9 protein-coding genes and 1 tRNA gene are annotated in these 12682 nt (G+C 61.8%); 4 read left to right on the forward strand and 6 right to left on the reverse strand.

All coding sequences use genetic code 11. The annotated features are described in order from the left end of the window. Positions 1-11: 11 nt before the first annotated feature. On the reverse strand, positions 12-281 hold the full coding sequence (locus DN745_RS08545) for a hypothetical protein (RefSeq protein WP_133621994.1): 270 nt from the start codon (positions 279-281) through the stop codon (positions 12-14). 238 nt (positions 282-519) lie between these two features. On the opposite strand from DN745_RS08545, the gene DN745_RS08550 reads away from it, so the two are divergent. Together DN745_RS08550 and DN745_RS08555 are read left to right on the forward strand one after the other, a co-directional pair. Continuing rightward, positions 520-1038: a phosphatidylglycerophosphatase A family protein gene (locus DN745_RS08550; RefSeq protein WP_133621995.1), complete on the forward strand. Its 519-nt coding sequence runs from the start codon at positions 520-522 to the stop codon at positions 1036-1038. Positions 1039-1076: 38 nt separating this feature from the next. After that, on the forward strand, positions 1077-1832 hold the full coding sequence (locus DN745_RS08555) for an LOG family protein (protein WP_111333857.1): 756 nt from the start codon (positions 1077-1079) through the stop codon (positions 1830-1832). 76 nt (positions 1833-1908) lie between these two features. On the opposite strand, the gene DN745_RS08560 is transcribed toward DN745_RS08555, so the two are convergent. The 3 genes from DN745_RS08560 to DN745_RS08570 all read right to left on the reverse strand — a co-directional run bounded on the left by DN745_RS08560 (position 1909) and on the right by DN745_RS08570 (position 3688). Next, positions 1909-1981 (reverse strand) — tRNA-Asn (locus tag DN745_RS08560). A 102-nt stretch (positions 1982-2083) separates the two neighbouring features. After that, positions 2084-3244 (reverse strand): CaiB/BaiF CoA transferase family protein, encoded by a 1161-nt coding sequence (locus DN745_RS08565; RefSeq protein ID WP_111333859.1) that lies wholly within the window; start codon positions 3242-3244, stop codon positions 2084-2086. A 120-nt stretch (positions 3245-3364) separates the two neighbouring features. Further along, a complete protein-coding gene (locus tag DN745_RS08570; RefSeq protein WP_111333861.1) occupies positions 3365-3688 on the reverse strand; it encodes an SCP2 sterol-binding domain-containing protein in 324 nt (107 codons plus the stop codon). Between the two features lie 200 nt (positions 3689-3888). Here DN745_RS08570 and DN745_RS08575 point away from each other — a divergent pair, with 200 nt between their 5' ends. Both DN745_RS08575 and DN745_RS08580 read left to right on the forward strand, forming a co-directional pair. Then, positions 3889-4377 carry a DUF421 domain-containing protein gene (locus DN745_RS08575; protein ID WP_111333863.1) on the forward strand — a complete coding sequence of 163 codons (489 nt, stop codon included), beginning with the start codon at positions 3889-3891 and terminating at the stop codon, positions 4375-4377. Positions 4378-4543: 166 nt separating this feature from the next. Next, positions 4544-10429 (forward strand): tetratricopeptide repeat protein, encoded by a 5886-nt coding sequence (locus DN745_RS08580; RefSeq protein WP_162687552.1) that lies wholly within the window; start codon positions 4544-4546, stop codon positions 10427-10429. Positions 10430-10531: 102 nt separating this feature from the next. Here the strand turns inward: DN745_RS08580 and hisG are convergent, their stop codons facing one another. Both hisG and DN745_RS08590 read right to left on the reverse strand, forming a co-directional pair. After that, a complete protein-coding gene (gene hisG / locus DN745_RS08585) occupies positions 10532-11269 on the reverse strand; it encodes an ATP phosphoribosyltransferase (protein ID WP_111333867.1) in 738 nt (245 codons plus the stop codon). Between the two features lie 3 nt (positions 11270-11272). Beyond that, positions 11273-12358 (reverse strand): ATP phosphoribosyltransferase regulatory subunit, encoded by a 1086-nt coding sequence (locus DN745_RS08590; RefSeq protein WP_133621996.1) that lies wholly within the window; start codon positions 12356-12358, stop codon positions 11273-11275. Between the last annotated feature and the right edge of the window lie 324 nt (positions 12359-12682).

Genomic DNA, 12682 nt, shown 5'->3' on the forward strand with positions numbered 1-12682 from the left:
CAAATCGATGCTTATGATGAAGCGGTCGAATCCTCGGATTCGACCGTTTCGTCGCTCTGGCTCATCTTTTGTTTGGCCTTGCGCTTCTTCCACATCCCCACACCCACAAACGCCGGCGCCACCACGAAGCATAGCGGACAGGTCGCGCCGATCAGCGCCATCGAGGCCGCGCTGGCCGCCCCGATGCCCACGCCCCACTTCACGTTGCGCTTGCCCTCGTTGAGCTCTTCCTCGTAGGCATCCCAATTCACCCGGACTTCCGACACATTAGAGTCACTCATCGTTTCCTCGACCTATTTAGAAGAGATCTTTCACATTCGAGACACACTCTTGCCGGGTAAAACGAGCCAACCGTCGCCGTTCTTCCCCCCGAGCACAGCCGATTCGACCGAGGCGATTGTCGAGGGCCTTGCCCCGACCGACCATGTGCGCATCCTTGTGGCATAGAAAATAATAGAGTCGGTGGTCGCGGCGCGCGGCGATCAGGCGAGAGAAGACTCCTATAAGAAGAGGCGCTGGATGCCGCCCCCTAAGAATATTCCGAGCGCGGGCCCCAGGCCGGCGACGGCGCGCGCATGGAAGCGCGCCCCGACCTCCATGCTCTTCTCAACCTTCTTCGGCGTCGGCCATTTACCAGGCGGCCCGGGCACCTACGCCGCCGCCCTCTTCACCCCGGCCATCGTCTGGATGTCTCACTGGCCGATGCCCTGGCGCGTCGGACTCTTTGTCGGCGCGACCGTCGCCTCGGTCTACTGGGCTGACCGCGCGGGGAAGGCCCTGGGGGAGCACGACAGCCGAAGGATCGTCATCGATGAGGTCATCGGCGTCTGGACGACCCTGGTATGGTTCGACGCGCTCGGCTGGCCGGCCGCGCTGGCCGGGCTGGTCGCGTTTCGTGTCTTCGACATCACCAAACCGCCGCCAGCCCGGCGCATCGACGACCAGGGAAGCGGCGGGCTGAGCGTCATCGCCGACGACCTGGTCGCCGGCGTCTGGGCGATCCCGGTGGTGCTCTTGGTGCGCTGGCTCCTTCACTAACCCGCCCAAACAACCCGCGATCTACTCAGGAACTCCCCATGGACCATCCGCCCAAACAGCCCAAGCCGAAAGTCCGCTCATCCCAGCAGGAGATCCGCTTCCTTCAGGGCCCTCACTCTCGCAGCTTCGAATTGCTGCGCCTGGGCCGCATCTCCTGGGAGTTTTTGCGGGGGTTTCGAAAACTCCACTTCATCGGCCCCTGCGTGACGTTCTTTGGCTCCGCCCGCTTCGAAGAGGATCACCCCTATTACGAACTCGCCCGCCAAGCCGCGGCCGAGGTCGCCAAGAAGGGATTCACCATCATGACCGGCGGCGGCCCCGGCATCATGGAGGCGGCCAACCGCGGCGCCAAAGACGTCGGGGGCAGATCATTTGGCTGCGGCATCCAGCTGCCCTTTGAGCAGTCGGGGAACCCCTACCTCGATGACTGGCTCTATTTTCGCTATTTCTTCGTGCGCAAGGTCATGCTGGTCAAATACTCCTACGCCTTCGTTATTATGCCCGGCGGCTTCGGCACGATGGACGAGATCTTTGAGACCCTCACCCTCATCCAAACCGGCAAGATCCGAAACTTCCCGGTCATCCTGATGGGCACCGAATATTGGAACCCCATCATCGAATATATCGAAACCACCATGACCGAAGTCGGCACAATTTCGGTCACTGACCGCCAACTGATCACCGTCACCGACGATATCGACGAGATGCTCGCCGTCCTCGACGAGAACGCCATCGAGCAATTTGGCCTGCATTATAAAGCCCCCCGAAAGTCGAAATTTCTGCGTGAAGGCTGAGGTATCGCCCCAAACGAGCCCACGCAGAACACAAAAAAGCAGGCCTTCGAATAAATTCGAAGGCCTGCTTTTTTAGCTCCGGCGCGTGGGCTCGAACCACGGACCTAGTGATTAACAGTCACCCGCTCTGCCAACTGAGCTACGCCGGAATACTTATCTCGAACAGCGTCGAGAAAAGAGACGATGCCACAAGTTGCGGTGATTGAAAAGACGCTTTTTCGTAATTTTTCGCCAAACCCTGCGGACGTCGACTAGATGATGCCCGCGGCGCGAAACTCCTCGATCCGAGCGCCTAACTTCAGTTCATAGAGGATCTCGTCGGTATGGGCGCCAAGCTCAGGCGCAGATGCATGATCGCGCTCCAGCGGAGTCAGCGGCGTGCGCCTCTGCGGGGTCCCGGTGATCTCAAAGAACCGCTGCCGAGCGTCAAAAAGCGCGTCTTGCAGCGCTTCGGCCGGCGACAGGACGGGCTCTACGCAGACGTCGACCGCCGCGAAGATCTCGACCCACTCGGCCCGCGTCTTTTGGGCGAGTATCGCGGCGACCTTTTGATAGGTCTCGCGCCCCGCGGCGCCCGAATTCATGCCATCGGTCACAAGCTCAGGAGCGCCAATGACCTGGACGAAAGCAGTCCAGAATTTAGGCTCAAGCGCGGCGACCGCCAGGTGCTCCTGGTCGCGCGTTTTGTAGATATTATAGCAGGGAAGCCCGCCGTTGAGCATCTCCTGGCCGCGCTGCGGGGGCTGGCCGGCGGCGGTGGCCGCGTGCAGCGGAAGATGCAGGCTCAGCGCGCCGTCGGTCATGCTTATATCCAAATAGCTGCCCTGCCCTGTGCGGTGGCGCTTGTGCAGCGCGCCCAGGATGCCGATGGCGGCGTACAGCGTCCCGCCGGCTATATCAGCGACCTGAAAACCCGGCATCGACGGTAATTCGCCGGTGCCATTTTGCTGCAGCAAGCCCGACCGGGCCATATAATTCAGGTCGTGCCCGGCGCGCTGGCTCATCGGACCGTCCTGGCCGTAGCCCGAAATCGAGCAATAGATCAGCCGCTTATTGAGCGCGCATAGCTCCGGGTGCCCGAGCCCCAGGCGCGCCATCACCCCGGGGCGAAAGGACTCGACCAAAATATCGGCGTCCATCGCCAGCTGGCGCATGATCTCGATGCCTTCGGGCGTCTTTAGGTTCAGGGTCATCGAGCGTTTATCGCGGTTCAGCCCGGCGAAAAACCCGCTCACGGATTGCCCGGCGAGCATCGGCGGAAAATAGCGCGCGTAATCGCCGCCCTTCGGGTCCTCAATCTTGAGCACCTCGGCGCCCATATCGCTCAGGATCAGGGTGCAAAATGGCCCCGGCAAAAGGCGCGAGAGGTCGAGAATTTTAAGATCCGATAACCATTGATTCTTTAAGCTCATCCTACACGCTCCTTTTCCCACGCGTCGCCACAACTTCGCTTATCAAGCGCCATAAAAAAAGACGCGCTCAATAAAGCGCGTCTTTCTTAGACTTGATGATGCAGCGTCGCGTTTAAAAACTCAACCGATGAAGTTCTGCAATTTCATCGCCAGGCCCATATCGCCCTGGATCTTGACTTTGCCCATCATGAAAGCCTGCGGCGCGGGCAGGGTTCCTTCCCACATGTCGACGAAGTCGCTGTCTTTCATCTCGATGGTCACGTCTGCGTTGTCGACGCCACCCTCCACGACATAATCGGAGTCTTTGCTGAAATCGATCGCCCAGGTGCCGCCGTCATCACCGGTGATATTGAACTGAAAGACCGAGTCCATATTCGCGATCTTGTCGTTCGAGGCGAGTTTCTCGGGGAAGACTTCGTTAAAAATTTCTTGAACGTTTGCCATTTTATAATCCCTTAAAAGAGTCGTTATGAATCACTGTCTAAGTTCAGCAAAATCGCGGCCTATTTAACACGACGCCACGGGCCTCGCAAGGATTGACGAGTCAATTCGCGCCGCCAGACCCCGTGCCTTCTTGGGGGGCGGTTCAATATTTAACCACACAGCCCTTGGACACAAACCCACGACCTCGCGAGATATATCCCATGGATTGGTTCACCACGCTGATCGGACACGATCTCGACGCCCTGAACTGGTGGCAAATGTCATCACGGGGCTTGATTTGCTTCGTCCTCGCCATGGTTCTAATTCGAGGCACCGGCAAGCGAATCTTCGGCAAAAACACCGCGCTCGACATCATGGTGTCCATCATCATCGGGTCAAATATCAGTCGCGCAATCACCGGGAACGCGCCCTTCTTTCCTACGCTCATCACGACCGTCCTGGTTGTCGTACTCCACAACACCCTGGCCTATATGGCATGGCGCTACCCCAGCATCTCGAACTATCTGAAGGGCCGCGGCTCACAACTCATCTGTGACGGCGAAGAGATCACCGAGGAGTTGCAGGCCAAGCGCATCGGCCCGGGCGACCTTGAGGAAGCGATGCGCCTGCAGGGTTTGGACCCAGATATCTCCAAGATTCGCTACGCGTATTTGGAGCGAAATGGCGAACTCAGCATCATCATCGACTGAATCGTCGACCCACCATTGCCGGCTCGCCCGTTGCATTTGCGGTCAACCATACTACAACGATAGAGTAACTCGACGCATAGGGGGTCGTGCCACGACCACCAGAGCGTTCGAAATGCTATTTATCTGACTAAATATAGGTTTGTTTGGGATGTTCGAGAACTCCGATTTGCCCCCACGATCTGTCGAATCGAAAGTCGCGTCGCGACCGGCTCCGCGCGCTCACCGCCTCCCCATTCTGGCGCTGAGCATCATTCTATTGGCGGGTTTAAGCGGCTGCCAGACTCCCTATGAGAGCGGGCTCTCGGAGTTCAAAAGCGGCCAATTTCAGGTCGCGGAGCAGCACGCCAAACGCGGGCTCGATGAGGACCCCGAAGATCCTGAGCTCAACCTGCTGCTGGCCCGAACGCTGGTCGCCCAGAAGAATTATCGCGACGCAGAGGCCTATGCAGAGGTAGCGTTTCGCTCGGGGAAACTGCCGGCGGAGTCCGGGCGAATCCTGGGCAAAATCCAATGGGAATTAGGGCGCGCGATGGACGCCGCCGACAGCTGGAAGAGCGCGCGCGCAGCGCGCCCCGACAGCGTCAACGACGTCGACTATCTGCGCGCCCTGGAGTCCGCGCTGCGCATGGCGAGCTCGATTCAAAATTACGCGCGCGCCCTGCACTTCCGCCTCGCCCTGGCCGAGGTCGCCCCCGAGCACGCCGAGGCCACCCCGGCCCTGCTGCGCCAGAACCGCGAGCAGCTCGCCGCCCAATGGTCGCGCATGGGGAAATTCGAGCAGAGCATCGAAGAATACGAGACCCTCCTCGAGGCGCATCCTGACCACGAAGCCTATGTCGAACAGCTGGCCCAGCTCCACGAAAAACTCGGCCGCACCGACGAAGCCCGCACCTATTACGACCGCTATATCCAGGGCGCGCCCGACGGTGACCCCACCTATCGCACGATCACGATCTCACAGACCGCGACCTCGCCCGAGCTCGTGCAGCACTATATGGAGCAAGCCTTTGGCGCGCTTCAGGGGGCGCCGAGCCACGAGCGCGCGCTCCTTTCGTTGCGCCTGGCCGCGGCCGGCTTCGAGCGAAATGATGACGCCGAAGCCAAGCGCTATGTCGAGCAATATTTAAGCGATATGGAGGCGCTTAACGACAATCAGGTCAATATCGAGATCTATTTTAACGCCTCCAGCGTGGCCTCGCGCTACCAGCGCCCCAAATACGCCCTCGAGTTATTGGAGCGCGGCCAGGCGATGGCCCCGTCGAATTGGCAGCTCACCGAGCAGCTCGCCGGCCTCTACACCCGCCGCGCCATGCGCGCCGACGTCGAGCGGGTGCTCAACGAGTTCGTCGACGGCTCCGAGGAGCCCTTCGACGCCCAGGTATTGGTCGCCCGCTGGGCGCACGCGCGCCGGAATTACGACCTCGCCCAACACTTTATGGAGCGCGCGCTCGAGGAGCGCGGTGATATCGACAGCCGTACCTGGCTGGAGTTGGCGCGGATCTATACCGCCCAGGGGCGCACCGACCGCCTGAAAGTCGCCGTCACCAACTATCTAAAGCCCAAAGACCGCACCGCCTCCGAGCTGGTCATGGCCGCGCGTATCTACACCGACGCCCGGCTCTTTAAGGAAGCCGAAGATGTCCTGAAGCGCGCCCAGAAGCTCGACCCCAAAGATATCAACACCCTCGATGAGCTCGCCGCCCTCTACGCGGATTGGGGCAAACCGGAGAGCATCGAGCCCTATTATGACCGCTGGATCGCGGCCAACGGGAAGCGCGCCGAAGACTATACGCTTATCGGCAGCCGATTTCTGAGCCGGTCCAACGAGAATCAGGCCATCCCCTATTTCCGAAAAGGCGCGGCGGCCGGCGATGTCGACGCCTGGCTTCGCCTGGCGACGCTCTTTCGCCAACAGCGCCGCTATATCGACATGCGCGAGGCGCTCCAGGGGCATATCGACTCGGCCGAGGACCCCGACTATGCGCTTCGAAACGCGCAGTCCTATTATCAGATGGCGAACCTGACCAGCGACGAAATCGCGGTGCTCGAGACGCTGATTGCCCGCAACAAGGACCGAGACTCCATAGAGGATCATTGGCGCCTCAGCGAGCTCTACCTGCAGCAGGGGCGCGAAGACGACGCGACAGCCACATGGGCCGCGTATCTGAGCGCCGGCGCAAACCCGCGCGCCCGCCTGAGCGACGCCGCCCAACGCCTGGCCCGAAATAGCGACCCCGCCTGGGTCCTCAGCGTCTATACCAAACTGTTGGATGCCGAGAATCCGGACCCAATCCTCTACAAGCTCGCGGGTGACACACACCTGGAGATTGCAAACCGCGGACGCTACCGACGCGATGGGGCAAGCCAGGGGCCGGCGCCCGACGCCATTCGGCGCGCCCAGCACTATTATCGCCTTTACCTCGACAAGGCCTCGCCCTCGCGCACCGTACTGCTCGACTTCGCGACCACGATGACGCGAAAAGAGCAGTGGGCGACCGCGGCCGACACCTATAAATTGCTCTTAGACGGCCAACCCGACAACGCCGCCCTATGGCTTAATTACGGCGAGGTGCTCCTTAAAGTCGGCCGCTCCGAAGAAGGCATCCGCCTGCTAAAACGCTACGCGTCCCAGCGACCGGACTCACTCACCGACGCCCGCAAGGTCGCCGACGCCCTGGTCGGCGCGCAGCTCTACCAGGAGGCCGAGCCCTATTTCGACCAACTCTTTGAAAGCGAGAGCCTGGCCAAGCACCTGCATACCTATGCGTTTCGCCGCCTGGCCGAGACCTACCTGGTCACCCGGCGAGCCGAGCAAATCCCGGCGCTCGCGCAGCGCTACCTTAAGCGATCCCAAAACCCGACCGAAGCCCGCCAGGAGATCCTGAATATCCTCAAAAACGCCGGCATGTACGCGCAAGCGGCCGCGCAGATCGAGCGGATTCGCTCCTACCAGGGCAACGTGCTCGGCCGAGAATTAGCCGAGAATTGGTTCCGCGCCGGCGAGTTCGACAAAGCCTACAACGCCTTCAAAGAAGACGCCGAGAGCGACGCATACCCGGGAGATGCCTGGGTCGCTGTGGCGCAATTCTATGCCGCCAGCGCGCGCCCCGAGCGCGCCGAAGAGGCGTTTAACAGCGCGCTAAAGGCCGCGCCCGAGAGCGCGTCCGCGCATATGAATTACGCGCTCTTTCTCTTTCGCCAGGGAGAAGTTGAGCGCGGCCGGGAAAGGCTCAACTCCGCGCGCGCCCACGCCGCCGATGGCCAGCGCGAAGAGTTCGAGTTCGACGCCGCCACGACGCTGGCGGAGATCGGGCGATTTGACCTGAGCGCCGAGATCGCGCGCGGCGCGCTCGAGCGTGGCACCCACGGGCGAAAAGACGAGTTCACGTTCTTGCTCACCCGCTACCAATTGGCGACGCAAGCGCCCGCCCTGGCCCAGCGCACCGTGGATGCCCTCAAGAAGTCCGGGTTGCCGCTGCGCCAGCGGGTGAAATTGCTCACTGACAATGGCTTTGGCGCCCAGGCGCTCCAATGGATCGAGGAAGCCATCGGCCAGAGCAACTATTATATCGCCAGCCAACTCTTATTGGGCGACACCACCAAGGTCACGGCCATGGGCGGCTTTGAGCGCCTTGAGAGCGCCTTGAAGCCGCTGCTTGAGCGCCAGGACGAGAGCGCCAACGCCAACGCTGGCCTGGGCTATGCGATGCTGCGCCAGGGGCAATATGCCCGGGCGATCCCCTACCTTAAGGCCGCTGAGGCCAGCGGATTCCCCCAGGGCGCATCGCTCCTCGCCGACGCCTATGGCGGCCTCGGCCTGGAGGATCGCGCGTTTAAGCACTACCGCAGGCTCCTTGCCAACACCCCCGACGAGGATGTCCCGCACACGCTGCAACGAATCGGCGGACACCTCGATCGTGTGGGCCAGGGCGAGGCATTCATTCGCCTGCTTCGGGCGCTGACGACGGACCGTAAATACGAGGCCGTCGCCATGCCCATCCTCGCGAAGTCGCTCATTCATGCCGGGCAGATCGAGCAGGCGTTCGACCTGGTCTATGCGATCATCCCTGCGCCAAATGAGGCCGAAGCCCCCGCCCCTCGCCTGGCCTTTAACGCGAATCACGACGCCGATATCACCACCCTGATCGGGGTGCTCCGCGCGCTGGCCGAAGCCGGCTATGTCGCCGAGGCCCGCGCCACGCTCGCTCGCGCGACCGCGCGCCTCCCCGAGGACACCCTCAAGGACCACCGGCTGCGCGAATTCTCTTTGCAGCTATACACGACCGCCCCGGCCGACAAAGAAGCCCTCAGCCGCCTACTCGACGAGGGCGCCGACGCCCCGTCAGAAGACGCCACGAGCGCGCTATACCGCGCGCGCGTACTGATGATTAACGGGCATTTTGAGGCCGCCGACGCCGTGGCCAAGCAGGCCTTCGCGAACGCAACCGCCGACAGCCAAAAGCAACTCGGCGACTTCCTGCTGGGCAATGTCCTCGCCGCCGGCCAGGTCGAGCGCATCGATGAGACGGTCAAATTGGTCATCGACACCTCGGGCAATAAGCTTGAGGCGACCAAGCAGGTCATCAGCCGCCTCAACGCGCTCGGCCAAGATGCTCGCGCCCTGCGCCTGGCGCTCGAGATTGCCCGGGAGCAGCCCACCGCACCGCACCTGCAGCGCGCCCTCGCCCTGGCTCAAGCCGCCGGCGACCTCGACGCCGTGGCCAGCATCACCGCACGGCTGGTGCGCGTCGATAGCGACGCCACCCGGACCCTGAAGAGAGCCGTCACCGACTACCACTACCAGCAAAAACCAGCGCTGAGCCGTGCCGTCTTTGAGCCGGTGCGCCGCAGCGCTCCGGCAACCATAGAGACTCGGTTCTTCAACATCCTGTCCGACTTCCGCGCGGCCAATATGGAGGCCGGACGCGCGGGAATCCGCGACTTTATCGAGGCCGTCAACTTCGACCCATACGCGGTCGAGTTGCTGCTCGAGCGCCTCGACGAGCAGCACCTTTTTGTCGAATCCGCGCGTGTTGTGGCGCCCTTATTGAAGGGACGAGCACTCAGCACCCAGAGCCACCAATTTATCGGCATTGCCCTGCGCCAGATCGGCGACATCGCGGCATCCAAGGCGTCATTCGCCAACTATATTAAGCTGCGCCCCGAGCCCGCGCGGGCGGGCTACGAGGTCGCCTCCTTGCTGCTCCAAGCCGACTATACCGAAGACGCGCGCGACTATGCCCAGCAGGCCATTGACGCCGAACCCACATTCTTGCCCCCCTACTTCGTGCGCGCCGCCGCCCGCATCGAGGCAGGCGAGCTCGACGGCGCCCGAGCCGACCTCGCCAAGTCCCTGGGGACCGGCGTTGACCGTTATTACGGCCTCTACAACGCCGCCTATCACGCGCTAAAAGCCGGCCACGAAGAGTTCGCAACCCCCTACCTCATGGAGCTGATGAATAGCCCCATGATCACCCTGAACTACTCCGGGGTCCAATTGGCGCTGATGGCCTTTATCGAGGCAGACCGCGCTGAACAAGGCGTCGCGTTCCTGGAGAAAAATCATCCGCAGATCGCCGGTGGCACCGGAAACCTCGGTGAAACCCTGATCACGATGGCCTCCAACGTCTATAGCGCGGCGGGCCAAACCGAGCGCGCCCACCAACTCTACGAGGCCGGCATCACCCGCCAACTCGCCGCGGACCCGCTGAGCGACCGAACCATCACCTATATGAATAACCTCGCCTACGGCTACGCCACCGACGAGGCCAAGGACCCCGCCAAGATCGCGAAAGGTTTTGACCTGGTTCAGCGCGCCATCGCCGCCAGCCCGTCCCGAAGCACCAGTTTTTTGGACACGATCGGCTGGTTGCATTTTCGCCAGAACGACCTTGACCTGGCCGAGGGCTATATCCGCGGCGCCCTGGCGACCTCGCCCGCAACGCCGGACACCCTGGGCGAACTCATCGACCATATAATCGCGATCGAATCGGCTCGCGGCGCCGCCGATGAAGCCAGTTGGCTGCAGGTCCATCGCGACACGCTCCGCTGACCCGGCACCCTCGCCTCGGTTGATTCTTGGGCGCAGCAAAAAAGCGACCCCTCCGAAAACCGGAGGGGTCGCTTTTTTGCTGCGCGTTAACCTCAGACCGACTTAATTGGCCAGGTCGAACTCCGAGCCACGATTAAAATAATCGAGGTCATCGTCATCAAAGGGAATCTCAATGGGCGCCGGCGCCGGCGGACGATTGGCCTCCAGGGCTTCGATGAGCTGGCGAATCGTCTTGCGTCGGCGCGAGCCGCAGGCGCGGTTCACGATGAGCTTTAGGGAGGCGTTTCCCAGGGCTTCGACCACGCGGAACCCGTGGCGCACCATCACCTCGGGGTGAATGAGGCGGTCGACATAGGCGTCGGCCAGCCCGAGCAGGCAGGCGGTGACGCTGTCGGCGACGGGCACGACGTTGACCGCCATGCCGCGCGAGGCGAAGATCTCACGGGTCACGTTGGGCAGCGGCGTAGCGATGCGAATCATCGGGCGCGCCGAGAGCGACCCGATGGTCTCGCCCTGCGGCGCCGCCAGCACCAGCGGGTAGCGGCCGAACCCGAAGGGGAACGGGCGCCAAACCTGCACGCCGTTCTCCCGAATCAGGTCGGTGCTCATCACGCCAATATGTGCGATGCCGTGCTCGACATAGGTGCCGACGTCGGCCGGGTCGATGCAGAACACCTCGAAGTCGTAGTCATTCTCTTCGCTCAGCGGGTTATCCACCCGGTGCAGGCCCTTCCCGATCGGCGAGGGAAGGTCAAACCCACAGCTGCGAAAATGAGCGCAGATCGCGTCCAATTCGGCACATTTGGGCAATGCAATTTTGAGTCGTTGCGATGAATTCATGGGTCACTCATGCGGTCGTTGGACAACACAGGTCGGCTTGTCTTTTCGGCGGCGCGCCAGGGCAATATGGAAGCCGTTTATCGGGTCACTGGGGTCGACATAAATCGCGCTATCATCCGGGCGGCGACTGATGCGCCCCGCCTGGGTGCCGTGCAAATACTCAACGATGGTGTCGAGCGAAAACGACAAACCCACCGCGGGCGTCTCGGCGCCGAAATGCCCGATAAGGTCGTCGTAGCGACCGCCGCGTCCGACCTCACGTCCGACGCCCTCAACGACCACATTAAAGGCCAGGCCCGTATAATAACTCGCCCCGCCCAACTCCCCGAGGTCCAGGCGAACCTGGTCGGCGTAGCCGAGGTCCGCGATGGTGCGCGCCACCGCCTTGAGATAATCCAAGCGCTCCAAGATATTGACCTGGGTCGACATCAAGTCGCGGATGACCTCCAGCTGAGTCATGCCATTGCGCAGCTCGGCCAGGGTCGCCAGCGCCTCGACATAGACCTCGCGCGCGCCCAGCCCGTTCAAAATCTCGCGCACCGCGTCGGCGTCGCGCGCGACGATGGCCTGGCCAACTTCGTGGCGAATCCGCGACGGCGCCCCGGTGGCCGCCAATAGCAGATGGGCGGTCCGGTGGTCGGCGACGTTTAGCTGGTAGGATTCCATCCCGATTTTTTCGAGAAACTCCAGGGCAATCAAGAGCATCTCGACGTCCGCGACCAAACCGCGCGCGCCGATCAACTCGATGCCAATCTGATTGCTCTCAAGCTGCTCGTCGGTCAACGAGCGCTCGGTGCGCACCACCTGCCCGGCATAGCTTAGCCGCAGCGGCAGCGGCGTCCCCTGCAATTGATAAGCGTAGACCTTCGCGATCGCCGGCGTCAGGTCGGGCTGCAAGACCATGAGGTTGCCGGTTCGGTCCACAAAGCGCAGGCTGCGCGCGATCTGGCGCGCATCAAGCCCCTGCTTAAGCGAGTCGAAATAGTCCAAAATGGGGACCTGAATCTCGCGGTACCCCCAGCCCCCAAAGACCTGCATCGCGCGCGAGGCGACCTCTCGCCGCAAGCTCATCGACCGGTCTAATGCCATGGTCCGGTTCTGAAATTCAACCAAGACAAATACTCCGTTTTAATAAATTCGATTGACGTCACGCGTCGTCGCGCACTGGCATCGCTGGGATTCTACAATATGCCCACTCGGAGCGCCCCTTCTGCCGCGACTGCCATTATCGATGGCGCCCTATTACAGTCCGCGCCTCGATTTGTACAGGCCGCCCCATTTGGGCCACCTTATACCTGAGACTCGGCATCTAATTGGGGATATCCGACCGGCGCTGATGTGGAGCAAAAATCAAAATCTGCCACTCCCCGGTTCAACACCGCAACTCCTTGCTTTATTCCACACCGGCGCGAC

The sequence above is a fragment of the Bradymonas sediminis genome, from assembly GCF_003258315.1.
In the GTDB taxonomy this organism is placed as follows: domain Bacteria; phylum Myxococcota_A; class Bradymonadia; order Bradymonadales; family Bradymonadaceae; genus Bradymonas; species Bradymonas sediminis.

What these genes read in the sequence shown, in the direction of transcription:
- DN745_RS08570 (WP_111333861.1), bottom strand. Translation starts at nt 3,688, where the DNA reads ATGGCAAACGTTCAAGAAATTTTTAACGAAGTCTTCCCCGAGAAACTC.
- DN745_RS08545 (WP_133621994.1), bottom strand. Translation starts at nt 281, where the DNA reads ATGAGTGACTCTAATGTGTCGGAAGTCCGGGTGAATTGGGATGCCTAC.
- DN745_RS08575 (WP_111333863.1), top strand. Translation starts at nt 3,889, where the DNA reads ATGGATTGGTTCACCACGCTGATCGGACACGATCTCGACGCCCTGAAC.
- DN745_RS08555 (WP_111333857.1), top strand. Translation starts at nt 1,077, where the DNA reads ATGGACCATCCGCCCAAACAGCCCAAGCCGAAAGTCCGCTCATCCCAG.
- DN745_RS08565 (WP_111333859.1), bottom strand. Translation starts at nt 3,244, where the DNA reads ATGAGCTTAAAGAATCAATGGTTATCGGATCTTAAAATTCTCGACCTC.
- DN745_RS08550 (WP_133621995.1), top strand. Translation starts at nt 520, where the DNA reads ATGCCGCCCCCTAAGAATATTCCGAGCGCGGGCCCCAGGCCGGCGACG.
- hisG (WP_111333867.1), bottom strand. Translation starts at nt 11,269, where the DNA reads ATGAATTCATCGCAACGACTCAAAATTGCATTGCCCAAATGTGCCGAA.
- DN745_RS08590 (WP_133621996.1), bottom strand. Translation starts at nt 12,358, where the DNA reads ATGGCATTAGACCGGTCGATGAGCTTGCGGCGAGAGGTCGCCTCGCGC.